The organism is Rhizobium sp. P28RR-XV (assembly GCF_012641385.1).
Taxonomy (GTDB): Bacteria; Pseudomonadota; Alphaproteobacteria; order Rhizobiales; family Rhizobiaceae; genus Rhizobium.
Genome location: NZ_JABAIG010000007.1, coordinates 276,717 through 301,179 on the forward strand (window position 1 = coordinate 276,717; position 24,463 = coordinate 301,179).

At 60.0% G+C, this 24,463-nt stretch carries 21 protein-coding genes; 16 read left to right on the plus strand and 5 right to left on the minus strand.

From position 1 onward, the window contains the following. Nucleotides 1-22: 22 nt before the first annotated feature. The 3 genes from HGP12_RS17010 to HGP12_RS17020 form a co-directional block, all read right to left on the minus strand. Entirely contained in the window at nucleotides 23-1,507 is a 1,485-nt protein-coding gene (locus HGP12_RS17010; protein ID WP_168879375.1) for a multicopper oxidase family protein, read from the minus strand. 110 nt (nucleotides 1,508-1,617) lie between these two features. Beyond that, on the minus strand, nucleotides 1,618-1,995 hold the full coding sequence (locus HGP12_RS17015) for a hypothetical protein (RefSeq protein WP_168879257.1): 378 nt from the start codon (nucleotides 1,993-1,995) through the stop codon (nucleotides 1,618-1,620). 489 nt (nucleotides 1,996-2,484) lie between these two features. Next, on the minus strand, nucleotides 2,485-2,949 hold the full coding sequence (locus tag HGP12_RS17020; RefSeq protein ID WP_168879485.1) for an SDR family oxidoreductase: 465 nt from the start codon (nucleotides 2,947-2,949) through the stop codon (nucleotides 2,485-2,487). Between the two features lie 230 nt (nucleotides 2,950-3,179). Between HGP12_RS17020 and HGP12_RS17025 the strand changes: the two genes are divergently transcribed. The 7 genes from HGP12_RS17025 to HGP12_RS17055 all read left to right on the plus strand — a co-directional run bounded on the left by HGP12_RS17025 (nucleotide 3,180) and on the right by HGP12_RS17055 (nucleotide 10,536). After that, nucleotides 3,180-4,115: a sugar-binding transcriptional regulator gene (locus HGP12_RS17025; protein ID WP_168879376.1), complete on the plus strand. Its 936-nt coding sequence runs from the start codon at nucleotides 3,180-3,182 to the stop codon at nucleotides 4,113-4,115. An 86-nt stretch (nucleotides 4,116-4,201) separates the two neighbouring features. Next, nucleotides 4,202-4,831, plus strand: coding sequence for an SIS domain-containing protein (locus HGP12_RS17030; protein ID WP_168879377.1), 630 nt, complete (start codon nucleotides 4,202-4,204; stop codon nucleotides 4,829-4,831). 4 nt (nucleotides 4,832-4,835) lie between these two features. Next, a complete protein-coding gene (gene xylB, locus HGP12_RS17035) occupies nucleotides 4,836-6,296 on the plus strand; it encodes a xylulokinase (RefSeq protein WP_168879378.1) in 1,461 nt (486 codons plus the stop codon). A gap of 5 nt (nucleotides 6,297-6,301) precedes the next feature. Next, nucleotides 6,302-7,315 (plus strand): ABC transporter permease, encoded by a 1,014-nt coding sequence (locus HGP12_RS17040; protein ID WP_246703440.1) that lies wholly within the window; start codon nucleotides 6,302-6,304, stop codon nucleotides 7,313-7,315. A 69-nt stretch (nucleotides 7,316-7,384) separates the two neighbouring features. Then, nucleotides 7,385-8,341 carry a substrate-binding domain-containing protein gene (locus tag HGP12_RS17045; RefSeq protein ID WP_168879380.1) on the plus strand — a complete coding sequence of 319 codons (957 nt, stop codon included), beginning with the start codon at nucleotides 7,385-7,387 and terminating at the stop codon, nucleotides 8,339-8,341. Nucleotides 8,342-8,410: 69 nt separating this feature from the next. Next, entirely contained in the window at nucleotides 8,411-9,901 is a 1,491-nt protein-coding gene (locus tag HGP12_RS17050; protein WP_168879381.1) for a sugar ABC transporter ATP-binding protein, read from the plus strand. Then, complete coding sequence (locus HGP12_RS17055; protein ID WP_168879382.1) at nucleotides 9,898-10,536, plus strand: hypothetical protein; 639 nt, start codon at nucleotides 9,898-9,900, stop codon at nucleotides 10,534-10,536. The genes HGP12_RS17050 and HGP12_RS17055 overlap by 4 nt, the downstream gene beginning before the upstream one ends. Nucleotides 10,537-10,889: 353 nt before the next feature. On the opposite strand, the gene HGP12_RS17060 is transcribed toward HGP12_RS17055, so the two are convergent. After that, nucleotides 10,890-11,723, minus strand: a complete 834-nt coding sequence (locus tag HGP12_RS17060) for an AraC family transcriptional regulator (RefSeq protein WP_168879383.1) — start codon at nucleotides 11,721-11,723, stop codon at nucleotides 10,890-10,892. Between the two features lie 21 nt (nucleotides 11,724-11,744). On the opposite strand from HGP12_RS17060, the gene HGP12_RS17065 reads away from it, so the two are divergent. The 3 genes from HGP12_RS17065 (at nucleotide 11,745) to HGP12_RS17075 (ending at nucleotide 13,616) form a co-directional block, all read left to right on the plus strand. Beyond that, complete coding sequence (locus HGP12_RS17065; RefSeq protein ID WP_205926498.1) at nucleotides 11,745-12,602, plus strand: AzlC family ABC transporter permease; 858 nt, start codon at nucleotides 11,745-11,747, stop codon at nucleotides 12,600-12,602. Then, nucleotides 12,599-12,919, plus strand: a complete 321-nt coding sequence (locus HGP12_RS17070; RefSeq protein WP_168879384.1) for an AzlD domain-containing protein — start codon at nucleotides 12,599-12,601, stop codon at nucleotides 12,917-12,919. The genes HGP12_RS17065 and HGP12_RS17070 overlap by 4 nt, the downstream gene beginning before the upstream one ends. Before the next feature lie 148 nt (nucleotides 12,920-13,067). After that, the gene (locus HGP12_RS17075; protein WP_205926499.1) at nucleotides 13,068-13,616 is read left to right on the plus strand and encodes a sugar O-acetyltransferase; all 549 of its coding nucleotides are present in this window, start codon (nucleotides 13,068-13,070) and stop codon (nucleotides 13,614-13,616) included. 362 nt (nucleotides 13,617-13,978) lie between these two features. Here HGP12_RS17075 and HGP12_RS17080 read toward each other — a convergent pair whose 3' ends face one another. Continuing rightward, nucleotides 13,979-16,333, minus strand: coding sequence for a helix-turn-helix transcriptional regulator (locus HGP12_RS17080; protein WP_168879386.1), 2,355 nt, complete (start codon nucleotides 16,331-16,333; stop codon nucleotides 13,979-13,981). A gap of 136 nt (nucleotides 16,334-16,469) precedes the next feature. On the opposite strand from HGP12_RS17080, the gene HGP12_RS17085 reads away from it, so the two are divergent. Genes HGP12_RS17085 through HGP12_RS17110 form a run of 6 tightly spaced genes read left to right on the plus strand, consistent with a single transcriptional unit; the run spans nucleotide 16,470 to nucleotide 24,366 of the window. Beyond that, a complete protein-coding gene (locus HGP12_RS17085) occupies nucleotides 16,470-17,498 on the plus strand; it encodes an ABC transporter permease (protein ID WP_168879387.1) in 1,029 nt (342 codons plus the stop codon). Beyond that, entirely contained in the window at nucleotides 17,498-18,379 is an 882-nt protein-coding gene (locus HGP12_RS17090) for an ABC transporter permease (protein ID WP_168879388.1), read from the plus strand. Before HGP12_RS17085 ends, HGP12_RS17090 begins: the two co-directional genes overlap by 1 nt. A gap of 3 nt (nucleotides 18,380-18,382) precedes the next feature. Then, entirely contained in the window at nucleotides 18,383-20,029 is a 1,647-nt protein-coding gene (locus HGP12_RS17095) for an ABC transporter ATP-binding protein (protein ID WP_168879389.1), read from the plus strand. A 17-nt stretch (nucleotides 20,030-20,046) separates the two neighbouring features. Next, a complete protein-coding gene (locus tag HGP12_RS17100; protein WP_168879390.1) occupies nucleotides 20,047-21,603 on the plus strand; it encodes a hydantoinase/oxoprolinase N-terminal domain-containing protein in 1,557 nt (518 codons plus the stop codon). Beyond that, complete coding sequence (locus tag HGP12_RS17105) at nucleotides 21,596-22,729, plus strand: DUF917 domain-containing protein (RefSeq protein WP_168879391.1); 1,134 nt, start codon at nucleotides 21,596-21,598, stop codon at nucleotides 22,727-22,729. Before HGP12_RS17100 ends, HGP12_RS17105 begins: the two co-directional genes overlap by 8 nt. Nucleotides 22,730-22,770: 41 nt before the next feature. Continuing rightward, entirely contained in the window at nucleotides 22,771-24,366 is a 1,596-nt protein-coding gene (locus tag HGP12_RS17110) for an ABC transporter substrate-binding protein (RefSeq protein WP_168879392.1), read from the plus strand. Nucleotides 24,367-24,463: the final 97 nt, after the last annotated feature.

Consider the following 24,463-nt stretch of genomic DNA (forward strand, 5'->3'; position numbering starts at 1 on the left):
CTTCGCGGTTGCCTGAACCGCGTCAGCCAATGCCGTCGTACGTGACGTAGGTCATCATCCCCGTCGCCATGTGATACAGGTGATGGCAATGGAGCGGCCAGTGGCCGGGATTGTCGGCGTCGAAGGCCAGGATGACGCTCGCCATTGCCGGCAGAAGGACCGTGTCCCTGACTGCGCCCGCGACCGGTATTCCGTTGATACCGATCACCTGGAAATGGTGCCCGTGCAGGTGCATCGGATGCGCCATCATCGACGTGTTGGTGATGGCGACCTCGACCCTTTCACCGCGCTTGACGACGAGACCGTCCGCGCCGTCAATCGCCCAGTTATAGGCGGCCATGTCGCCGGTCAGCGAAAGTTCGAAGCGGCGGTCCGCCGGGCGTGCCGCCAGCGGGCTGATTGGACGCAGCCGCTGTTCCAGATCGAGGCCGAGAACCGGTCCCTTCGCATCGCCTTCGACCGCAATCTTGCGGATGGCCGCGCCCGCGCTGGCAAGGATGATACCGGTACGCTCCACGGCTCCCTCGCGCAGGCCGAGGATGGGAAACGCACCGCCGTCCTTTGGAAGGCTAAGAAGGATGTCGAGGCGCTGGCCCATCGAGACCGGAAAGGACGTGCCGGCGACTGGCTGCACGCCCTGGCCGTCGACAGCGATCAGTTCCCCGGAGAGGCGACCGGTGTCGATAGTGAAGGCGGTCGCAGTAGCGCCGTTGATGATGCGGAGACGGACCCGACCGCCCTTCTCGACTCTTACGACCTCGGGATCGTCGAGCGTCCGGTCGTTGGCGAGATAGGCATCGTAGTCGATATCGTTGAGATCCATGGCCGCCATTCCCGGCATCGCCATGCCCGACATGCCGTTGCCGGCGGACATCATGTGCTGCATGCCGGCCATGCCCTGCATCGAACCGTGGTTCATCGGCATGGCGCCGTGCGTGGCACTTCCCTTCAGCTTCGCTAGCAGCTCCTCCGCCGACAGGAAGGAGAAATCGTGCAGCAAGACGACGACCTCCTGCTCGTCCCGCCTTTTATCGTCCGCGGTCCGTACGATGAGTGGAGCGGCGAGCAGGTTCTGCTCCTGCAGCGTATGCGCATGCATCCAGTGCGTGCCACCCGTGCCGACCGGAAAGGCGTAACGACGGGTTTCCGACGGCGTCAACAATGCGGCCGGATTGTCCGGCACGCCGTCGGTCGCCCAGGGCGGCGTCAGTCCGTGCCAGTGGATCAGGGTCGGCTCATCGATGGCGCTCGACAGTGCGACGTCGAAATCGGTTCCGGCGTCCAGTGCCAGTCCTGGCGTTCCGTCGGGCTGGACGAGACCGTAGACGCGGGCCGATCTGCCATTTACCTCGATCGTCCTGTAGCCGACGGAGAGAATACTGGACGCTTCCTTTGCGGATGGGGTTTGGGCGTCCTGCGCAAAGGTGTGGATGGGACGGAGAGCGGCCGATGTGACGAGCGCTGCCGCGCCGACCATCAGGCCGTTGAGAAAATCACGGCGGTTCATTGTATTGATCCTTGGGTCGAGGTCGGGCGATGCCGACCATTGGTCTTGGGCGTCCGAAGGGAAGCCCATGGAATCGACCGGGCGCCGCTATGGTGCGGCCCGCGGCACCTTCAGACCGAAAGACGAGGAGGACCAAGCATGGGCGGAAGCGCCAGACCGCTGCCAGTCTGGTCAGCCCATGCAAAACGAAGGAAGGAACTCATGGCAGCGGGAGCATCCTCCCTATCGACGACCGCCAGGACGACGCAGAAGGCACACCGAACGGCACAGCAGCCTTTATGGTCGGGTGTATGGAAGCCGCTATCGGACGAAGCCTGCGTGTTCCTCAAGACGGGAGAATGCACGAAGCTGGACTGTTGTGCATGATCCAGACGGTCATGACATGCCATCGCCTGCACACTTGCCACTGGCGCGAAGAGAAGCGCAAGCGCGACCAGCAAGGTCAGCATCGCGTCCATCCATGCGAACCTGCGGCGGTCGGCGGCCATGTGTGCGGGTCCTTTTCCCTGATCAGCCGAAGTGTCGGCTAACGACGATCGTCCGGCAATTTGTTATTGGCGTCTTTGATTCAGGTCAAGAATCGTAGATGGACATGTGACGATCGATTGGGTCGCCTCATCGATTATCTCCGTGTCAGCACCGAGGGACAAGATTTAGTCTCTCAGCTCGACCGACGCCGCCCGGCCGAATGCAGTCCAATTTTTTAAGAGAAGCGTCTTGGTAGGAGCACCTGCGATCGTCCCCAGCTTCGGAAGATGTTGAAGGAGCTAAAGGCAGTGGCCTTGAACCCTTTATCGACACCACCTCGAAAAATCTCTGCAGAGAGAAGGCTATGGCTTTTCGGACTTAATCGGGTGGCCTGCCAAGAAGGCATTCGCCGTGATATTAACTGCGAAGCAAAGAAGTGACATCGCTTCCATCACGACCCGCACGCCCGGCGCGAAGCCACCCTGACGTTGGCCAAATCATTGCCACTCTCAACGGCAGAGTGTTTGTCGTTTGCACCCCCTCGGTGACGGTACGGCCGTGGATTGACGTGCGACCGCACCAGGGCTGACTGTGTTGACGCGGATTTTGCGGTCGAGCAGTTCAGCGGACCAGGTGCGGGCCAGCGAGCGCACGGCTGCCTTCGATGCCGACAGCATCGACAGTCCAGGCGTGCCGACCTTGTTTAGCCATGACATGCTCAGGATGACCAAGGCACCCTCCCGCAGGATGGGCGAAACGGCCTGCATGGAGAAGAAGACGCCCTTGACGTTGATATCCATCAGCTCGTCGTAACGTGCTTCCTCTGTGGCCGTCAGCGGCGTGCCGAAGGCGCCGCCGGCATTGGCGCGCAAGACGTCAAGGCCGCGAATGCGAAACAGGAAGATCTTGACGTCCGCTAAAGGAAATCTTTGTCGTCGAACTTTGGCACTCCGGTCGCGCCGGCAACTGGATATGAGTTCTGTAGAATGCCCTCACCACGCCAAACGACAAGTGCCGCCTTACTCAGCGTCAAACCCGATTGGAATTTGTCGAAATCCGTGTCGGCCATATTCGTTGTCGCAGCGATGTCGGATCTTGGCTGGATCGCTGAGCGGCGCTTTCGACACTGCGCCGGCATTGCCGAGCGTATCACGATCTGTCACTACATTCCCTATACGCAACAAATGAGCAGAAGGGCTCTCAGATGGCACGACGCCCATTACAGAAATTGCAGGCTTCACTCGTTGCCCGTCGCTTCTATATCGAGCAAAAAACAAAATCTCAGATCGCCGACGAACTTGGAATCTCACGGTTCAAAGTGGCCCGGCTGCTGGATACCGCGCTTGCCGATGGGATCGTCAAGATCGAGATCAATGATCAGGGGGACATGAATACAGAACTGGCGGAAAAGCTGCGGCAGAGATTTGGTTTGAAGGCTGCGCTGGTCCTTGATGGTCCTGATCTCCATTCAAGCGAACTGTTCGAGCCGCTCGGACTGCTTGCTGCCGACTATCTCGAGGAATCACTCATAGACGGACAGCTGCTCGGCATCTCCTGGGGGCGAACATTGTCGGCAACCAGCAAGGCGCTTGGACGACTGCCGCGAGTCGACGTGGTGCAGGCGGGCGGGAGCCCAGCCGGCTTGGATCTGTCCCAGAACCCGACCGAGCTTGTGCACCGTGTCGCGCGAGCCAGCGGTGGCGCAGCCTACCCGTTATTCGGCCCGATGTGGGTGGACGATCCGGACTTAATCGCAAGGCTTCGCAAAGAGACGTCAATTGCGAGCGCAATGTCGCGATACGACAAGATCGACGTCCTTGCGGTTGGCATCGGTTCCTGGCGCCCGGCTGAATCGTGCCTCTGCTCGGGCTTTCCAGACGGCTGGAGACGCGACGCTTTGAAGAAGAACGTCTGCGCCGACGTCTGCGCCACCCTGATCGACGAGACCGGTGCGGCTGTCCCCAGTCCGCTCGACCAAACCGGCCTTTGCCTCAGTACGGAACAGCTCAGGCGGATTCCCGAGCGCATTGGCATCGGCGGAGGCGTGGAGAAAGCTGTCGCGATCATGGCGGCGTTGAAGGGCAAATGGATTACGACGCTCATCACGGATGCGGGCGTGGCCCGCAAACTTGTCGCGTAGATCATAGCGCTCAAATGAGCGCTATGATACTCACTTGACGTATTTTCGTTCGTGTCTTATGACTCCCTCATCAAGGGAGGCTTCTTATGCAGGCAGAACACGAGTGGGCTAATCGCGCTAAACAGGTCATCCGTGCGGACGCCGCGGCAGTCCTTGGCGTACTCGACGGAGTTGACGCGACCTTTCTCGCTGTCGCCAAGAAACTCACAGAATGCACCGGCAAGGTTCTGGTCACCGGCAGCGGAACGTCGGGCGCGATTGCCAGTCGTGCAGCGCACCTGCTCTCTGTAGGCGGCACCCCGGCCTTCTATCTGCCTCCGGCCGACGGCCTTCACGGTGGTCTTGGCGTCCTACAGGCGGATGATGTCGTTCTCGCCCTCTCAAAGGGTGGTGGCTCGGAAGAGCTCAACGACTTTTGCAATCGCGCCAAAACGCTGTGCGCCGGCGTAATTTCCATTACCGCCGATCCGACGTCTCCACTCGCGCTCATGTCAGATCACGTGATTCGGCTGGTTCTGCCGGCGGACAGCGATCTTGGCGCCGTCGTCGCTACCGGCAGCTCGCTTGCAACGGCTGCACTCACAGATGCCCTCGTCGAAGTCTGTCGCGTCGCCCGCGGCTACGGATGGGACAAGCTTCTGTTCACGCACCCTTCCGGCGCGGTCGGACGCGACGCCGAGGAAAGTTTGAAGCGACTTCAGGGCTCGGGGGGCTAACGCGATGCACCGCGATCTGGTTGCCGGGATCGACTCCTCCACGCAGTCCTGCACAATTGTCCTGCGCAGCCTGCAGGACGGTGCGGTCGTCGCCGAAGCCCGCAAGCCGCATCCCCGGACGACGCCGCCCTTCAGCGAACAGGCGCCGCAGGCCTGGTGGGACGCGCTGGTTTCCGCCTTTGGGGAATTGACAGCCCATCTTCCGCGCATTGCCGGCATCTCGGTCGGCGGACAAGGGCATGGATTGGTCTTGCTCGGCGCCGACGGATCGCCGCTTCGCGATGCCAAGCTTTGGAATGATACGCAATCAGCTCCCGATGCGGACGGCCTGCGTCTGAAGCTGTCGGCCAAGGAATGGGTACAGCGGACCGGTTCGGTTCCGGCCGCCGCCTTGACGATCAGCAAGCTCGCTTGGACTGAGAGGGTGCATCCCGGTCTGGTCGGCAAAGCAAGCCACATCATGCTACCGTCCGATTACCTTCTCTATCGGCTGACCGGCCGCGCAGCGACGGAGCGGGGCGTTTCCTCCGGGACCGGTTACTTCGATCCGTTCACGAACAAATGGGACTACGCGCTCGCCGATCTAACTGCGCCGGGCATCGAATGGGATCGCGTCCTGCCCGAGATCATCGGGTCGAGCGAGGCATCGGGCGCTGTTCAGCGGATCGACGGGCTCGAGGCGATTGAGGGCGCGATCGTGGGAGCCGGTTCCGGCGACAACATGACCGCGGCTCTCGGCATGGGCATCCGTCAAGGGGATGTTGTAATTTCGTTCGGTACCAGTGGAACGGTCTATGGGCGCACGGCAGTCGGCATCAAGGACCCGGCGGGCTTCGTCAATGGCTACGCTGACGCCGCCGACGCCTTCCTCCCGATGATCACGACCTTGAATGCCGCAAAGGTAACCGACGCCTTCCGGCGAATCTTGCGGGCGACGACCGACGAGTTCGACGCCATGGCGCTGGCAGCAGAGCCGGGTGCTCGCGGCCTCGTGCTGATCCCCTATCTTGACGGCGAGCGGACCCCGGATCTGCCAAACGCGACGGGAATTCTCGCAGGGCTCCGCAGCGACGCTGAACCTGGCCAGATCGCCAGGGCCGCCGTCGAAGGGGTCATCTGCGGCCTGCTCGAAGGCAGCGACCATCTCGCCGCGCTCGGCCTGGAGCGGAGCGGACGTCTGATCGTTACCGGCGGGGCATCCCGATCGCAAGCCTACCGTCAGATCCTCGCCGACCTGACAGGCAAGGAAGTTTGGACTTGCAATTTGCCGGAAGCAGCTGCGGCTGGCGCTGCCGTTCAGGCTGCAGCAGCCGTCTCCGGACGGACGACGTCGCAGGTCGCCGAACAATGGGAGCCGCAATACGAAATCGTGGCGGAGCCGCGCGAGGGAGATCTCGCGCGAATGGAAGAGGTGCGGGGCGCCTACCGGGCGGCGCTACCCCTCGCACAGTGGAGGAAGGAATGACAGACATGACACGGACCCAACCGCATGAAAGCAAGGGGATACGCGTTCCCGCCGAAGCAGGAATAGCCCTCGTTCTCCTCGTTGTGATGATCGCCGGCGCCGTTGCGTCTCCGAACTTCCTCACGCTATCGAACATGTTCGTCCTGCTTCTCAACGGCGCTGTAATCGGCTTCCTTTGCCTCGGCCAGTCCTTCGTGCTGTTTACCGGCGGCATCGATTTGTCCTGTGGTTCGATCGTGGCCATGACCTGCGTTCTTGCCGCTGTGTTCATGGAATATCTCGGCTTGCCTTGGCCGGTAGCGGCCATTTTGGTGCTGGCTGCCGGCGCCCTTGCTGGCGCGCTAAACGGATTGCTCATCGATAAGACAGGTGTGCCGCCGTTCATCGTCACCTTTGCGATGATGGGTGTGGCCGCATCGATCCCGCAGATTATCACGGGGGCGGAATCGATCCGGGTTATGGATTTCGGCTATCGCTTCATCGGACAATACAAGCTGTTCGGCATTCCGTTTCCGGTCATCGCCCTTGTTGTCGCCGTCGTCGTTGCCGCGCTGTTCATCAAAAGGACTGTCACCGGTACCCACATCTTTGCGGTTGGTGGGAACGTCGATGCTGCCCGCCTTGCCGGGGTCAACACGTCCCGGATCACAGTGCTGGTCTACGCTATTTCCGGCTTCTGCGGTGCCTGTGGCGGCCTGATCTACGGCTCGCGTCTGATGACAGGTTATCCGACCGCCGGGCGTGGTGACGAACTGTTCTTCTCGATCGCGGGTGCCGTGGTCGGTGGGGTCAGTTTGTTCGGCGGCATCGGATCGATCTGGGGCGCCATGATCGGAGCAACTCTGATTGCCACCATTTCCAATCTCATGAACGTGCTGAATGTGAGCGCCTACTGGCAGCCCCTCGTCATCGGCGTGATCATTCTCGTCGGCGTCACCTTCGACACGATGCGTTCATCAAGCCGGCTATCCCTTCCCTGGGTGGCATTGCTCAAGAAGAAGTTTTCGGCCAGCGCCTGAGGCGTGAAGCAGGGACGGCGCCGGCCGAACCGGTATCTGTGAAGTTCATCATCCAAGAGGAGGATAACGATGAAGAGACTTTTGAAGAATTCCGCATTGGCAGCGTTGGGAGTGTCCCTGATTGCATTGGCAGGATCCGCCTATGCACAGGACAAGAAAGTTCTGGGTGTGGCGCTTCCAAACCTGACCAATCCCTATTATGTCGCGATGAAGAAGAGCTTCGAGGAAAACGGCGCGAAGCAAGGCTTTGAAGTCCGTGTTCTGATCGCCGATAACGACGACGCCAAGCAGCTCTCTCAGATCCAGACGATGGTCCAGCAAGGGGTGAACGCCGTTGCCCTCAACTGTGTCTCGTCCGGTCCTTGCGTCGCATCTGTCTCCGAATTGAATCAGGCAAAGATTCCGGTCTTCACGATTAATCTGCTTCCCGACCCCGAAGGTCTGAAGGCTGAGAAACTGAAGGTCGAACAGGCCGTTCAGACCGACCAGAAGGCAGGTGGCGTCTACATCGGCAAGCAGCTTCTCAAGGATATCGGCGCCGACGGCAAGGCCGTTGTCGGCATCGTCGGCGAGCCGACCTCGGTCGCCGCCAACGCTCGTGACGACGGTTTCAAGGAAGCCGTGGCTTCCAACCCCAACGTCAAGTTTGTCGCGCTGGTCAACGGCAAGGTCGAAGAAACGACTTCGCTCAAGGTCACAACCGAAATGCTTCAGGGCCATCCGGACATCACCGTCGTCTATTCGGACACGGAACCGTCCGCTCTCGGCGCCATCGCCGCAATCGAGCAGCTCGGCCGGGACGACGTGAAGCTTTACGCCTTCGTCGACAAGCTCGGTGTCAAGCATATCCAAGACAACACCACGCTCAAGGCCGGCGCGATCCAGGAGCCCGCTAAACTCGCCCAGATCCAGGTCGAGAACATCAAGAAGTTCTTCGCCGGCGAAAAGCTTGCCCCTGTGATCGATAGCCCGCCGCTGCTGGTCAATAAGGACAATGCCGCTGACGTCGTCGACAAGGCCTATTAAGAGCCTTCGGGGCGCGCGAACAAGTTTCGCGCGCCCTACCGTTCAGCCTGAAGATCTGAGGGTATGCAAATGTTGAGCTACAAAGCGACGGGCATAACAAAATCCTTCGCGGGCGTCGGCGTGCTGCATGGCATCGATTTCGACGTGAAGCCCGGAACGATCCACGCTTTGCTCGGTCATAACGGCGCTGGAAAGTCGACGCTACTGAAGATCCTCGCCGGAGCTCAGCCGCAGGATGATGGCGTGCTGTCGGTCGACGGCGAGACAGTTCGGCTCGCATCCCCCAGGGAAGCGTTGGCGAAAGGCATCGGCTGCGTCTATCAGGAACTCCGCTTGATCCAGAACCTGACAGTGGCAGAGAATATTTTTCTCGGCCGCGAGGTCACGATGCGGGGACTAAAATGCACCGCGGAGATGAACGACTATAGCCGGATGCTTCTTTCCAGCTATGGCCTCGATATCGATGTCACGCGGACTGTTAAGGGGCTTTCCCATCCGGAGAAGCAACTCGTCGAAGTGGTTGCAAATCTCGAAGGCAAGGCGCGCTATCTCTTTCTCGACGAACCGACGACGGCACTCGACGGCAAGCAATCGGCCGAATTGCTTACCCATGTGCGCCAGATCGCGATCGAGCGCAACATTGGTGTCGTGTTAGTGTCGCACAAACTGGACGAGGTTCTTCCCGTTTGTGACGAGGCAACGGTGCTTTCAGGCGGGCGCGTCGTCTATCATGCGGTTGGTGCCGACGTCAGCAAACAAGCCGTGGTCGGCGCAATCGTCGGCGACGCCCATGGCAAGCATGCGGTGGACCGGCATGATGCGCGAACGGCGGGTGACGTCTTCCTGCACGTTCACGGCTTGGCGGGCAAGAGGCTGAAAGGCGTGGACGTCGAGGCGCGCCGGGGTGAAGTCCTCGGTCTCTATGGGCTCGTGGGCTCCGGGCGGACCCGTTTTCTCAGAACGCTTTACGGCATGGAGCCACTGACGGCCGGGACCGTCGAGATCGATGGAAAGCCCTATGAACCGTCCAACCCCAGGCATGCGATCGGCAACGGGATCGCCTTTCTCACGGAAGAACGCAAGATCGACGGCTTCATCCCGCTTATGTCGTCGTTTCAGAATGTCGTGCTGTCGACGATGAGCCGGTACCGCCACCATGGATTGGTGGATCTTGCCGAAGCCCAGAACGCCGCACGCCGCACCCTCGCCTCTATCGGAACACGCGGACGCCTGGACGCGCCGACCAAATCCCTTTCGGGCGGCAACCAACAAAAAGTGCTCCTGGCGCGCATCATAGAGCAAGGTGCTCAGCTCGTTCTTCTCGACGAGCCGACAAAGGGGGTCGATATCGGCGCCAAATCCGACATCTACAACATCATTCGCCGCCTCGCCGACGAGGGTCGCTGCATCGTTGTCGTCTCCTCCGAAGAAGAAGAACTGGTTGAAATATGTGATCGCATCGCGATCTTCCAGCATGGCTATTGTACTGCAGAGCCCAGATCGGTTGGAGAGTGGTCGCTGGCCAAACTTCGCGAAGCGGCGTGGGCACCGGCGGCATGACGGCTCTCTCCGCATCGTTGTTCGCAGCAGACCCGTTTCGACTTGCTGAAGAGATTGACGCGGTCCTTTCCAATGTGGAATCCTTACACCTGGATGTCATGGACGGCATCTTTGCACCCGAGTTCGGGCTAAATGCGCGCATCATTCGAGACTTGAGTGAACGTTCTTCAACTCCGCTCGACGTCCACCTGATGATCGCAAAACCAAAGCACCTAGCCATCCGCTTCGCGGAGATGGGAGTGCGATCGATCGCCATCCATCTGGAATCCGACGACGATTTTGTAGAGATATCGAGGATCGTCAGAAGTAACGGCACTGAGGCATACGTGGCTTTGCGGCATACCACGCCGGTGTCGGTGCTACTTGAAATGGCCGACCACTCGGATGGCTGTCTCCTGCTAACCGCCCCGGCCGGTGGTGGTGCGTTCGACGAACATGCATTCACGCGACTGGCGCAGCGCCCGGCTGGACTCTACACTGTCGTGGACGGCAAGATCGGTCCTGATCATTTTGAGAGCCTGATCGACCTTCAGGTTGATCTAGCCGTGGTGGGTGCCGCTCTTTTCGATGGTGACGACGCTAAGGAGCGTGCGAAGGCCTTCTCAAGGATGCTTGCAGGCCATCAGGTATCCTAACTCCGTATTGTTGTTGGCAGGCTCCTGTTCTGCACTGTCTCGTATGATGCATTGAATTGGGCCAAAGACATGCCGTGATGGTTCGCATCCACTTGAACGAAACCGTCCGCGTCTGGCTGGCAAAACGTGAAACCACAGCGCCGGCGGCGTGCGGGACTGGCGGTATTGTCGGGTACTGCTCTCTCCAATGTCGGATAGGCTCATCCCTAGTCCTGACAAGAAGGCGGAGAGCACCGCGCTTCGTAACCTCCGCCCCCAAAAGATTGGGGCACGGTAAGCTCAAGGCGGAGACCTAGGCGGTTTCGCGAGCTCAAGCATGTGGGGGATCGCGCCTAAAATGCGTTGGCGGCATCCTAGCAGCAGGCCGCAGCAAACTCGCGGGGCGTCGCACCATAGTGCTGGCGGAAGTGGCGAATGAGATGGCTTTGATCGAAGAAGCCGACGCTCACCGCAGCTTCGACCGAGCTTACGCCGCAAGACAGCAGGCTTTTCGCTCGATTGAGCCGTATCTGGGTCAGGTAGCTATGCACGGACAGTCCAGTGCTCGCCCGGAACACGCGCATGAAATGATATTCACTAAGGCCGGCGACGGTTGCGACCTCGCTGACGGAAACGGTTTCGGCAAAGTGTTCTTGCAGGTAGTCGATTGCCCTGCGCATATCGGCCCGGCCGACACGCGCAAGGCGTCCATGACGTGACTGTTGGCCGTAGCGGGCGATGATCGCGCCAAAGCCGTCATAGGCGGCGCATTCCTTCTCCATTCGATCCGGGGCGCTGGCAATGACGGCATGCGCACGAAGAAGGTGCCGCGTGACATCGGCATCATCGAGTATTGGGTCATTGCCGAAGTCGAGATACCCACCCCTGCCAAGAAGGTCGTCGGCGATGGATTCGAGAAAGCGACGGGTGGGGTAGAAGGCACAATAGTCCCATCCGCGATCCCGCTCAGCGGCCTCGCCGGTCTGAACCTCGCCGGGCGGGATAATGAGGATCGTCCCTGCGCTGGCGACGCCTTCGCGCCCTGCGATCCTGTGGCGCTGCGCCCCGCGGGCAAAAGCCGCAACCACAAACTCTTCATGGAAATGCGCCGGATATCGGTAGTCGAAGCAAGACGCGCGCAGAAGTTCGAGCCCGTCCGGGAGGCTGCTGTCCCGCCAAAGCCTGATCTTTTCCTGCTTCCTTGTCATGCTTGCTCTCCGAGCCATTTCTTGCGCGCCGGCCAGGCGATGCGCAGGATTCTCCAATCCTGTTTGCCATATCGGGGGCTAAGACGCGCTCAAGCAGACGTTAGGCTACGGCCGACTATGAAAGAGATTATTTCAGTGAACCTCACCATCCGCCATCACGATCAACTTCCCTTAGCGCTTTTTCGGCAAGGTGTCATCGCCTGCCTGCCAACGATACTCGGTTTTTGGAGCATCGGCTTTGCGGCCGGCGCCATCGGTTCGTTGGCCGGCTTCTCGGTCCTCAACATCACGCTTCTAGCGGTCTTCCTCTACGCCGGATCGGCGCAATTCATGTTTTACTCGCTGCATGCGGCCGGGGCGGGCGTTCTGGGAATTATCCTTGGTGTCATGCTTATCAACATGCGCTATGTCTTGATGAGTTCCTATATGGCCATCTATTTCACCAAGGCCAGTTCCCTCGAGAAATTCGTCAGCGGCGCGCTCCTGACGGACGAAACTTTTGGCGTCGCCGCCCAACACGGCAACCGAACCGGCGAATTGCCTTTTGCCTGGATGCTCGGCCTCAACGTCACGGCCTGGCTCAACTGGATCGTGGCTAATCTGGCAGGGGCGCTGCTGGCAGCGTCGCTGCCGAAGCCGATCACGCAAGGTCTGAGCTTTAGCCTTGTCGCCATGTTCATCGGACTGCTGCTGATGACATGGTTCGGCAGCCGACATCGCCTGCTCGAAACCGTCGCCATAGCAATCTCGGTCGCCGTAATCGCCGCCACCTCCCAGACTCTCGACGTCAATATCGGCGTGCTGGTTGCCACGGTAGGCGCTGCAACCGTTGCGACTTTGTTGGTGCGGCGGAACCTCGCCGGGAAAGGCGAACAGTGACCAGTTCTCTCTACTTTGCGATCACACTTTCTGCCGTGGTCACCATCGCCCTCCGATCCTTGCCGGTGCTGCTTTTATCCCGCTTCGCCATGCCACAAATCGTCCGGGACTGGCTCGGCTTCGTTCCGGCCGCCATCATGGCGGCGATCGTGGCGGCGGAGCTCATCCACAAGCCGGAACTCACCCCATCGGGCATAAGCATTTCGCTGGTCGCCGCTGTCGCGGCGTCGGTGACCGGCGCTGTCTCCCGCAGCCTGTTTCTAACAGTCATCGCGGGCGTCGCAGCATTTCTGATGGTGCGGACGTTTTTGGGATAGGCTCGTGAGATGTGTTTAACGCCAACGCAGTCGCTTGCCCGCAGCGCCTGAGGGTAGACGCGATCCGTGGCGTTCGGGCAATTGTGAGCGCAGATGGCGGACGAGATGAAACTGTGTAACCTAGAGGCATATTTCGATGAATTCACCAATGACCGAAAAGCAGAAAATGCTGGCGGGCGAGCTTTACCACGCCGACGAGGAGCTGATCGCAGAGATTTTGCGAGCACAAAGCCTGCTCCTGCAGTTCAACGGATCTCGGCCTGATGATTTCGCTGGCTCTCTTGGTATTCTAAAATCACTTCTCGGACATGTAGGCGATCAGGCCTATGTTAGGCAAACCTTCCGGTGTGACTATGGCTACAATATTTCGATCGGCGACCGGACCTTCGTGAACTTCGACTGCGTGTTTCTCGATTGCAATCCCATAACTATCGGAAATGAGGTTCAAATCGCTCCAGGTGTACATATCTATACTGCGACGCACCCGTTGGAGACAACGGCGCGCCGATCGGGGCTGGAGTTCGCTGAGCCCGTAACCATCGGCGACGGAGTGTGGCTTGGAGGGCGCGTCGTCGTGTGCCCAGGCGTCACAATCGGAGAAAACACTGTTGTAGGCGCCGGAAGCGTCGTGACGGAAAACCTTCCAGCTAATGTACTCGCAGTTGGAGCGCCAGCTCGTGCAATCCGCGCTTTATAATTTCGTCAAAGAGCGTTCGATCCAGAGGTGGTTGTTGCTTCCATCCTACGGCTGGATACTATTTCATGTGCGCGACAGCGAGATCGACCGAACTCGCTAGTGAACTCGTGTTTCATCAAGTTCGACGTAGTCCATTGCCAAGGGGATAGCGGAGAAACTCGCTTCCAGCAGAGTCTTGCTATGCCGATTTGGAGATCCACGTGCTGTAATTGCGTAATCGGGTGATCACGGGTTTACAGGAAGCGGAGGAATGGAAAAGCCCAGCAACAGGTAGCCAACAGCGCACGAGGTCGTGAACCCATAAAACTGACGGCGCGAAATCGATTGCGAAAGGTTCCTTGCTGGCGCTGATGATAGGGCACTTACAACCAGCCGAGCGCGGTTGCCGCTCGGATGGCTTCGGCGCGGCGATGACAGCCGATCTTGCGAAACAGATTTCCGAGGTGAAACTTCACCGTCACCTCGGAAACATTGAGGGTGTGGGCAATGCGCTTGTTCGACATGCCGCTGGCGATCAGCTGGATCATCTGCACCTCGCGCTGCGAGAGGCCGCCCTGCAAGGCCTTCGCCTGCGGCGAATTCATCGAAGCGGCAAAGAGCGAAAGCGCGGTGCGGACATCGGACGAGGTCTCGATGAAGGTGCGGATGCGCTTGTTCTTGAGCAGCGGCGAAAGGAAGATTCGCTCCTCCGAGAGCACGCCGTTGCAGCCGAGCCGCGTCGCACCTTCAAGCGCGGATAGCAGGTGTGCGCGCGTCGCGGCATTGTCACGGCGCTGATAGGAAGTATAGCTCTGCCAAAGCTGGAGCGCGACTTTCTCGCGGTTGGTGACTTTTGGGTTGGCGATCAGCGCATCGATCTGGCGCGACAAATAGGGGCGCGGCCCCGAAAGGCGCACGGAATCGCGCAACCATGCCATGGCGTAGGAAATCTCATCCCGTCTCGTCAGGCGGGTCAGCTCTTCATTGGCGCTTTCGACCCAGTTGCGGCCGATGCGCATACGGACAGCAGACAGTGTTGCTGCCGCGTCACTCCAGCGATTGGCGTTCTGGTAGGCGATGGCGGTGCGGATCTCCATCATGGCGTGAAATTGCAGACCTTCCGACAGATGAATCCAGAGCCCATCGAGAAAACCGGGCCGGATCACCATCGGAAAATGATCGGCCAGGACCTGTGACGCATAATGAAGCGCGAACTGCATCAGGCTCGGCCAGATTTCGGCGGCAGCGAAACCATCAAACTCGTTCTGAACAAACTGCAGGAGATCGCGGGGCTGTCCGGCCTCATAGGCGATGCAGGCTTCGGCGAGCCGCAGCATACGGAATTCCGCCTCTGCCGCGTGCGGTACCTGTTCCAGTTTCTGCCGCGCCTCCTGGATGGCCCGACGTGCAAAAAGAGCATCGCCGCTCATCAGACGCAATACCGTCTGATGGAGATGGATGAAGAATTCCAGCAACGGCTGGCCGCCCATATGGCCAAGATAGATCAAGGTACGGGCAGCGGCGGCCTCCGCCTCGCGAAAATTCCGGCGGCGAATTTCGAATTCCAGCAGCGCGTTATAATAGGCCGCCCATTTGCCGTGATCACCCATTGGATAATCCGCCATGAACTCTCCGAGGCGGGTGATCATGGCGTCGGTCGGCATCAGGTCTTCGGAAATCATGAGATTGAGCCGAAAGGTTCGCGCCGCGAAGGAAAAACGCGACCCACGCAACAAGACCTTCAACGGATCGAGATAATCAGAACCCAGATGCTTGCCAACCAGATGGCGCACGCGCTGCAGCTCGCCAAGCTTCAGGAGTGTGCGGGCCATGGCAAAGAGTACGACCTCATTGGTCGCGATCATCTCATGGGAAAAGCGCATGATGATGTCGCGAAAGGTCTGGAGGCTATTTCGATAAATCAGTTCCAGGCCGCGGGCACGCTCCAGAATTTGCGCAGCATGGGCCTCGTGCCCGTGATCCAGAAGCAGGGCCATGGCGTCAAGTGGTCGTCCCGCTCGTTCAAAGGCGGAGGCTACCTCGACTACCGCGGCCGTCGTCTGAAAGCTTGCAAGCCTTTCGCTGGCGGCGATCGCAAGAAGCTTCAAGAATGCCAGGTGGTCATTTGGGGCTCTTGCAAGAAGGGGTGGCAATAGGCTTTCCCATTCTTCGTCCGGGAACGAGGTAGCGGTCTCGAGCCAGATTGAGAGGGACGCCGTCTGTCCCGGCGAAAGGTGTGCAAGGAAATTTTCGCGCAGATAGTCGATGGCCAGCCCTTCATCCTGCAGCAGCGTCAGCGGCAGAAATGCCGGCCAGCCGGCATAATCCTTGACAAACCGGTCTGCCTCTTCAGCAGGAAGCTCCCCCAGCTCCTGCCGGGAAAAAGTCAGATCACCAGCGTCGAGCGTGACCGCGCCCCGATGCAGGACAAGCCGCGCCAGACCACTGATGCGTTGATTGGGACGGCAGGCAACCACCAGAACGTCGATGGTCTCCATGAGCTGGGCGGAAAGGCGGACCGATCGAGCTGAAACGGGTACGTCCCAGAAAAGCTGCCCAGCCTCGACATCGCTCATGCGCGGCTGCTGCAGGCTGCAAACCTTCCTGCCCATCGCCTCTGCGGCCATGGACAGAACAGTGGTCTTTCCGGAACCTGCAGGGGCGCGCAGAAAGATCACACCGGCTCGCTCTGCAGCGATGCGACGGCAAAGATGGGGCCGTGGGATCAATCTGTTCATGCGGGGTTTGTAAGCATATATCGAAAAATAACCTATACCATAAAGCTAAAAAACTATACCTTTGTCCTGTTGTTCATCGCCGGAAGATGCGGATTGTTGTTGCCAGGTTAGCTGGCGAACAAGGAACCTCCCGTCGATGCAGCAACATCCGTTGGTCGCAATCCTGACGCGGCTCGGCACTTTCATGCTGGTCATGATCGCGCTCTCCATCATGATTTTCGCGCTGGCGCGCGTCGTGCCGGGAGATCCGGCGCGCATGGCGCTCGGCCCCGCGGCAACGCAGGAGCAGGTCGATGCGCTGCGTGTTCGGATCGGATTGGATAAGCCGCTTCCGGTGCAATATGTCGACTATGTCGGCAAGGCACTGCGTGGTGATCTCGGCATGTCGCTGGTTTCTCAACGTCCCGTCACGACCGATCTGGAGCAGACGGTGCCGGCCACAGTGGAGTTGGTACTCGTCTCCGTGATCTTTATGTTCGTGGTGGCTGTTCCGCTCGGCGTCATTACTGCGCATTTTAGGGATCGCGCGTTGGATCATATCGGCCGCATCCTGTCTTTGACCGGTGTGACCATTCCGAGCTTCCTATTTGCGATCAGCCTGCAATTACTGGCAGCCCGTTGTCTACCGAACTGGCCGATCATCGGCCGCCTCGATCACTCCTTGAACTTTCAGGCAGGGCCGACTGGCTTCCTTTTGGTTGACGGTTTGCTGGCAGGACGTGTGGATGTGTTCGTCGATGCGCTCCAGCACCTCGTCCTGCCGGCCTTTGCGCTTGCCATGGCCGGCATTGGGCAGATTACCCGCATTACTCGGTCATCCATGCTGGAGAACCAGCGCAAGGACCACGTTCTGACCCTGCAGAGTTTCGGCGTGCCGGAGCGGGTCATCATCTTCCGCTATCTCCTCAAGCTCTCGTCGATCGCGCCGCTCACGATCATGGGCCTCGAATTCGCGTCGCTGATCGGCAATGCCTTCGTCATCGAGATGGTGTTCGCCTGGGGCGGTTTTGCCTCCTACGGGCTGAACGCCATCCTGCAGAAGGACCTCAATGCGGTGACCGCCGTCGTGCTGGTCGCCGGCCTGTTTTTCATCGTTGCGAACCTGGTCGTGGACGTCCTGATCTCGATCATCGACCCGCGTCTGCGCCGCAAGGAGGCACGCTGATGGCCGACATAAAGATGCTTGACGCGTCCGACCGCAGGCTGAGCACGAGTTACATGATGTGGTATCGCTTCAGCCATAATCCAGCTGCGGTGATCGGCACGCTGATGCTCATTTCCGTCATCGTGCTGGCGGTCTTCGCGCCATGGCTGACGCCCTATCCCAAGCATGTGGGCGCCGTGGTCGATTTCCGTGCACGGCATGTGGCGCCCGACGCCACTCATTGGTTCGGCACCGACAAAGTCGGCCGGGATATCTTCTCCCGCACAGTTTTCGGCATGCGCGTCTCCCTGCTTCTGGTCATCGGCGTACTCGGCATTTCCGTGCCGATCGGCACGGTACTCGGCCTGATCGCCGGTTATTTCGGTGGCTGGGTCGAAAAGATCATCACGGGCCTGACGAACGTCATGCTGGCGATGCCGCCACTCGTCATGGCGCTTGCCGTGTCGAACCTGCTCGAGCCGAACCTGATGAACGCGATGATCGCCATCACGCTGCTATGGTGGACATGGCATGCGCGGCTGATTTACTCCGTTTCCAAGTCCGTTGCGTCCGAAGATTACATCGAGGCGGCCCGCCTTGCCGGTGCCGGCCCAATGCACATCCTTTTCCGAGAAATCCTTCCGAATTGTGTTGCGGTTATTTCCGTCAAAACGACGCTGGATGCAGCCTTCGTCATTCTGTTCGGCGCGACGCTCAGCTTCCTCGGCTTCGGGGTGAAGCCGCCCATCCCGGACCTCGGCTCTATGGTCGCCGATGGCCGCCAGTTCATGCCAAACTATTGGTGGGAAGTGGTTTGCCCCGGTGCAGCCGTCTTCTACGTGACGCTCGGTTTTAATCTTCTGGGCGATGGCTTGCGCGACATGTTCGATGTGGAGAGCTAAGCCATGAGTGAGCCGCTTCTCAAGATCGAGGCCTTGAACGTTTCCTTCACGACCTATGGCCGCACACGCCAAGTGCTGCGTGACATCGCCTTCACCGTCGCAGCTGGCGAGCGCGTCGCACTGATCGGCGAGACCGGGTCGGGCAAATCCGTCACGGCAAAGGCGATCATCGGCACTTTACCGAAAAACGCATCCATCGCCTCGGGTACGATCTCGGTCGCAGGGCGCAACGTTTTGAAAATGCACCGCAGGGAGCGGGAAGCGCTAAAAGGCACGGCCTTTTCCCTGATCATGCAGGATCCGCTTTCCTCCTTCAATCCGGTCTTCAAGATCGGCACACATCTCGATGACGTCATGCGTTTTGCCGACAAGCGCGACGGCGTTCGCTCGTCGAAAGCCGAGCGTCGGACGCGGATCGCCGCCGTCTTGCGGCGCGTGCAGCTTGCCGATGCCGCGCGTGTGATGAACGCCTATCCGTCCGAGCTGTCGGGCGGCATGCGCCAGCGCGTCCTGATCGGCCTTGCGCTTTTGCACCAGCCGAAGCTCCTGATCGCGGACGAACCCGGCACGGCGCTCGACGTGACGACGCAGGACGAGATCCTGAACCTGATCAACCAGCTGGTGGTCGAGGAGAATATGGCCCTCCTCATGATCACCCACAATCTCGGTGTCGTGCGCAAGGTCGCGGACCGTGTGGTGGTCATGCATCACGGCGATATCGTCGAGGCCGGCCCTTGCGCCGAGATTCTCACCAGCCCGCGGCAGCCTTATACCAAGGCGCTGTTGGAAGCCGTGCCGCCTCTTTACGGCGAGCGCGTCAGCGATCTGCCGCAGAGCGACCGGGCGCCCATCGTCAAAGTCGAAGGCCTGAACAAGATTTATGGCAGGAAGCCGGGTTTCCATGCTGTTCGCGATGTGAACCTGACGTTGCGTCAGGGCGAAATCTTCGGATTGGCCGGCGAATCTGGCTCCGGCAAGACATCGGTCGCACGCATCATCATGGATCTGTCGCGCCCGACATCGGGCAGCGTCACCATTGATGCGCCGGCACCGGGGCGTGGCAAGCCGCTGACCCAGATCGTCTACCAAAACCCCGGCACGTCGCTCAATCCCAAGCGCAATGTCCAGCAAACCCTGTCACTGCCACTGAAATCGATCGGTATGGATGGGCCGGCTCGTGACGCTCGAATGAAGCAGCTCATGGAGCTCGTGCGTTTGCCGCGATCCTATCTGGCAAAATACCCGCATGAGCTTTCGGGCGGCCAGAAGCAGCGGGTGGCGATCGCCCGCGCGCTGGCGGCAGAACCGAAGATCCTGATCCTTGACGAGCCGACCGCGGCGTTGGACGTCTCGGTACAGAAGACCGTCATCGAACTGCTGCTACAGCTGCGCGAGGAGCTCGGCCTCACCTATCTGATGATTTCGCATGACCTGTCGCTGATGCGCAATTTCTGCTCGCGTATCGCCATCATGCTGCGCGGCGAGATCGTTGAGGAAGGGCCGACGCCGAAGGTTTTTGCCGCACCCAATCACCCCTACACACGCGCGCTGATCGCCGCGATCCCTGTCGTCACTGATGAGGAGGAGCGTCAGAAGCCCGTAGTAACCGAGGAAGAGCGCACGCGCTTCCTCGTCAAAACCACAGATTGATCGAAGAGGAGCCTGACGTGTATCGCGTTGGAATTGACGTCGGCGGCACCAACACGGATGCTGTCGTCCTGGAGGGAAAGATCGTTCTGGCCGGGGTCAAGGCCTCGACGACCGAGGACGTGACTTCGGGCGTAATCGAGGCATTGGAGAAGGTCATCGAGGCCTCCGGAATCGATCGTACACGCATTGCCGCCGTCATGATCGGCACCACACATTTCACCAATGCGGTGATCGAGCGCCGTCACATGGACGAGGTCGCAGCCATCCGGTTGAGCCTTCCGTCTGGCGCCGGCCTGCCGCCGATGGTCGACTGGCCCGATGACCTGCGCGATATCGTCGGCAATCATGGCTATCAGGTCAAGGGCGGCTACGAGTTCGACGGGCGCGAGCTTTCGCCGCTCGATGAGGATGCCATCGTGCGCATTGCCGGCGAAATCCGTGCAAAGGGCCTGAAGGCTGCCGCCGTGACCTGCGTCTTTGCCGGCATCAACGATGCCATGGAGCTGCGGGCTAAGGAAATTCTGCAGCAGCATTGCCCGGGCCTGCCGGTCGTCATGTCGAAGGACATTGGTCGTCACGGCCTGTTGGCGCGGGAAAGTGCCGCGATCATGAATGCGAGCCTGCTGTCGCTTGCGGAGCGCACGGTTGCCGCTTTTGGCAAGGCGCTGGCGACCGCCGGCATCCCCTGCCCGTTTTATATCACCCAGAACGACGGCACGCTGATGGCGGCCGATGCCGTGCGTGCCTTTCCGGTGCTGACCTTTGCCTCTGGCCCGACCAATTCCATGCGCGGCGCGGCGTTCCTCACCGGATTGAAAGACGCCGTCGTCGTCGATGTCGGCGGTACCACCTCGGATGTCGGCGCTCTGTCGCACGGCTTCCCGCGCCAGGCCTCCACAACGGTCGACATTGGCGGAGTCCGCACCAATTTCCGTATGCCCGACGTCTTTTCGATCGGCCTTGGCGGCGGTTCGCTTGTTGTCAGAGGTGACGCGGGTATCACCGTCGGACCGAAATCGGTCGGTTATCGCGTGCGCAAGGAAGCGCTCTGCTTTGGCGGGTCGACATTGACCACCACCGATATCGCCGTTGCCGCCGGTAAGGCCGATATCGGCAATCATGCGCTGGTCGCCAATCTCGACAAGACGCTTGTCGAGGCTGCCGTTGCAAAAATCAACGCCATGCTTGAGGCCTGTGTCGAGCGGAGCCGCATTTCCTCGACGCCGGTACCGGTCATCGCGGTCGGCGGCGGCTCGATCCTGATGCCCGATCGTATCGGAGATCTCGAAGTGATCTTGCCGGAAAATTTTGCCGTGGCCAATGCGGTTGGCGCCGCCATTGCCCAGATCAGCGGCGAGACCGATCGTGTCTTCTCGCTCATCGACGGTCGTACCCGCGAGAGTGCGCTTGCCGAGGCAGAAGCCGAAGCGCGCCAAAAGGCAATCGCCGCCGGCGCGCTTGCAGAAACTCTTGAAGTTATCGAGCGCGAGGATACGCCGCTTGCCTATCTGCCAGGCAACGCCACGCGCATCCACGTCAAAGTCGTCGGTGAAATGGGAGGCCATCATGCCTGAGACGCGCAAGCAGAAATATGACGACGCCGCCCTACGCCGGCTGACGCCAGAGGATCTGGATGCCCTCGAAATCGGTGCGGGCATTCTCGGCACCGGTGGCGGCGGCAATCCCTACCAGGGCAAGCTTCTTGTCCTCGAAGCCATGAAGGCTGGCTACGAGATGAAGGTGCTCGCAACGGACGCCATCGAACCGGATGCTCTGTGCATGTCGATCGGCGGCATCGGTGCGCCGGTCGTCGGTGTCGAGCGCATCCGCGAGGGGCGTGAGGGGTTGCGTTGCCTGCGCGCCATGGAAGAGCTGATCCGCACGCCGATCGATGCCATCGTCTGCGAAGAGATCGGCGGTGCGAATTCGATGAACCCGCTCGTCACAGCGGCTCTCGGCGGCCTGCCGATCCTCGATTGCGACGGTATGGGCCGTGCCTTCCCCGAAATGCAGATGACGACTTTTTCGATCTATGGCCACAGCTCCACGCCTTCGGTCATGTGCGACCTGCATGGCAATGCCGTGATCTTCAGCCATGCCGTCTCGGAGGTCTGGCATGAGCGCATGGCGCGCGCCTGCGTCGTGGCGCAGGGCGGCGGTGCTATGCTGGCGACGGCGCCGATGCAAGCTCGCTACGTCCATCAGTACGGCATTCCGAAGAGCTTCACCAAGGCGATCGCGCTCGGCGAAGCGGTAATCCGTGCGCGCAAGGCGCAGGAAGACCCGATTGCCGCCGTTTGCGCCCTGGAAGGCGGTCGACGAGTGTTCAACGGCAAGATCACCGACCTGAAGCGCCATCTGCGCGGTGGTTTCGTCATCGGCGATATGGAACTCGCTGGCTTCGACGACTGCAACGGGCAGACGGGGAACGTGGCGATCCAGAACGAATTCCTCGTTTTCCGCCGCGATGGCGTAATGGAGGTCTGCGTGCCGGACCTGATCGTCCTGCTCGATGTCGATACCGGCTATCCGATCACCACCGAAATGCTGCGCTACGGCCAGCGCGTCGCCGTCGTCGCCATTCCCTGTCACGAGCTGTTGCGCAGCGCGCGTGCGCTCGATGTCGTCGGCCCGACTGCCTTCGGCTACCCGGACATCACCTATTCGCCGCTGCCGGCTCCAGGCCGAAAGGCAGCCTAATCATAAGCGGGCCAGTTCCCGCATCAAAGAGGAGAACTAGAATGAAGATGGGTTCCAGAAATCTGCGTCTTTCGGCACTTCTGCTCGCCAGCGCCTTGGCGTTACCGTTGGCTTCGGTTGCTGCATCGGCGGCCGACAAGGTGTCAATTGCCGTCAACACGATGCAGATTTTCAGCTCGCTCGATCCGGCCAAGGTCACGGACTACACGGGCTATATGGCGATCGTGAATATGTATGACGCGCTCACGACCGTCAGCCCTTCGGGCGAGATCGTGCCGCATCTGGCAAAATCCTGGGATATCTCGCAGGATGGGCTGACATACACGTTCCATCTTCGCGATGACGCCAAGTTCCAGGACGGCACACCGGTCAAGGCTTCCGATTTCGTCTGGTCGATCCGGCGCCTGATCGGCATCAACAAGGGTCCCTCGAACCTTATCGTCGGCCTCGTGCAGCCCGACAACGTCACCGCGCCCGATGACAAGACCGTCGTCGTCAAGCTCGATCGCCAGTTCTCTCCATTCATGGCCGTGACGCCGCTAATGATGGCGCTGAACGAGAAGCTGATCGAAGCCAATACCAAGCCGGACGACAAATGGGGTGAAGCCTACGTCGGCGAACACTCCGCCGGTTCGGGTCCCTACAAGCTTGTCAGCTATAATCGCTCCGCGGATATGGTGATCGCGCGCAATCTCGATTATTTCCTGGGCTGGACCAAGGGGACACCAATCGACGAAGTGCGTTTCGTCCAGACGAGCGACGACGCCACCGTCAAGGCGCTTGCCGAAAAGGGCGAGCTCGGACTTTCCTCGCACGGTCTTGGCAACGACACTTATGAAACCATCGGCAAGATGCCGGGCTACAAGTTGCTCCAGTCGACGACGGCCGGCGGCTTCGTCATCAAGCTGAACAGCAAGGTCTACCCGACGGACGATGTGCATGTGCGCCGGGCAATTGCCTATGCCACTGACTACAAGACCATCCAGGAAGCAATCTATCCGGGCTTCGACATGACCGGCCCGCTTTCGACCGTCTTCAAGGATGCGCACAACGACGACATCCCGCCCGGCGTCTTCGATCTCGAAAAGGCGAAGGAAGAGCTCGCCAAGTCGAAATATGCCGGCCAGAAAATCACGCTGGTCAACAGCTATGTCGCCTCGCTCGCCTTCGAATCTGAAGTGGCGCTGCTGATGCAGGCCAATCTCGAACAGATCGGCATCACGCTCGACATCAAGCCCGAGCCCTGGAACCGCATCGTCGAGCTCTCCTCGAAGCCCGAAACCACGCCCGCCTCGACGCAGGTCAACATTTCGCCCAACTATCCATCGCCCGACGCAATTTTCTATAACCAATATCACTCCAAGGCTTCCGGGACCTGGATGTCGATGGAATGGCTGCAGAATCCCGAGGTCGACGCGCTGATCGACAAGGCAAGGGCGACCACCGACATCAAGTCGCAGAACGCGACCTATAAGGAGCTGCAAGTCAAGCTCGCCGAGCTGCAACCCGATGTGTGGGCGGTATCGCCAAACCGGCGCTATGCGGCGAACAAGTGCTTGCAGGGCTATGCGTTCATTCCCATGCAGAGCTGGGATCTGAACTTCTCGAACTTCCATTGGGACTGCAAGGCGAACTGATCTTTGCCTGCATAAGATCTAAGCCCGACCCTTTTCGGGGTCGGGATAGCAAAAGCAATTCCAGGAAAAGTGCGGAGCGGTTTTTCGTGCGGGATTG

What these genes read in the sequence shown, in the direction of transcription:
- HGP12_RS17010 (WP_168879375.1), bottom strand. Translation starts at nt 1,507, where the DNA reads ATGAACCGCCGTGATTTTCTCAACGGCCTGATGGTCGGCGCGGCAGCG.
- HGP12_RS17015 (WP_168879257.1), bottom strand. Translation starts at nt 1,995, where the DNA reads ATGGCCGCCGACCGCCGCAGGTTCGCATGGATGGACGCGATGCTGACC.
- HGP12_RS17025 (WP_168879376.1), top strand. Translation starts at nt 3,180, where the DNA reads ATGGCACGACGCCCATTACAGAAATTGCAGGCTTCACTCGTTGCCCGT.
- HGP12_RS17030 (WP_168879377.1), top strand. Translation starts at nt 4,202, where the DNA reads ATGCAGGCAGAACACGAGTGGGCTAATCGCGCTAAACAGGTCATCCGT.
- xylB (WP_168879378.1), top strand. Translation starts at nt 4,836, where the DNA reads ATGCACCGCGATCTGGTTGCCGGGATCGACTCCTCCACGCAGTCCTGC.
- HGP12_RS17040 (WP_246703440.1), top strand. Translation starts at nt 6,302, where the DNA reads ATGACACGGACCCAACCGCATGAAAGCAAGGGGATACGCGTTCCCGCC.
- HGP12_RS17045 (WP_168879380.1), top strand. Translation starts at nt 7,385, where the DNA reads ATGAAGAGACTTTTGAAGAATTCCGCATTGGCAGCGTTGGGAGTGTCC.
- HGP12_RS17050 (WP_168879381.1), top strand. Translation starts at nt 8,411, where the DNA reads ATGTTGAGCTACAAAGCGACGGGCATAACAAAATCCTTCGCGGGCGTC.
- HGP12_RS17055 (WP_168879382.1), top strand. Translation starts at nt 9,898, where the DNA reads ATGACGGCTCTCTCCGCATCGTTGTTCGCAGCAGACCCGTTTCGACTT.
- HGP12_RS17060 (WP_168879383.1), bottom strand. Translation starts at nt 11,723, where the DNA reads ATGACAAGGAAGCAGGAAAAGATCAGGCTTTGGCGGGACAGCAGCCTC.
- HGP12_RS17075 (WP_205926499.1), top strand. Translation starts at nt 13,068, where the DNA reads ATGACCGAAAAGCAGAAAATGCTGGCGGGCGAGCTTTACCACGCCGAC.
- HGP12_RS17080 (WP_168879386.1), bottom strand. Translation starts at nt 16,333, where the DNA reads ATGAACAGATTGATCCCACGGCCCCATCTTTGCCGTCGCATCGCTGCA.
- HGP12_RS17085 (WP_168879387.1), top strand. Translation starts at nt 16,470, where the DNA reads ATGCAGCAACATCCGTTGGTCGCAATCCTGACGCGGCTCGGCACTTTC.
- HGP12_RS17090 (WP_168879388.1), top strand. Translation starts at nt 17,498, where the DNA reads ATGGCCGACATAAAGATGCTTGACGCGTCCGACCGCAGGCTGAGCACG.
- HGP12_RS17095 (WP_168879389.1), top strand. Translation starts at nt 18,383, where the DNA reads ATGAGTGAGCCGCTTCTCAAGATCGAGGCCTTGAACGTTTCCTTCACG.
- HGP12_RS17105 (WP_168879391.1), top strand. Translation starts at nt 21,596, where the DNA reads ATGCCTGAGACGCGCAAGCAGAAATATGACGACGCCGCCCTACGCCGG.
- HGP12_RS17110 (WP_168879392.1), top strand. Translation starts at nt 22,771, where the DNA reads ATGAAGATGGGTTCCAGAAATCTGCGTCTTTCGGCACTTCTGCTCGCC.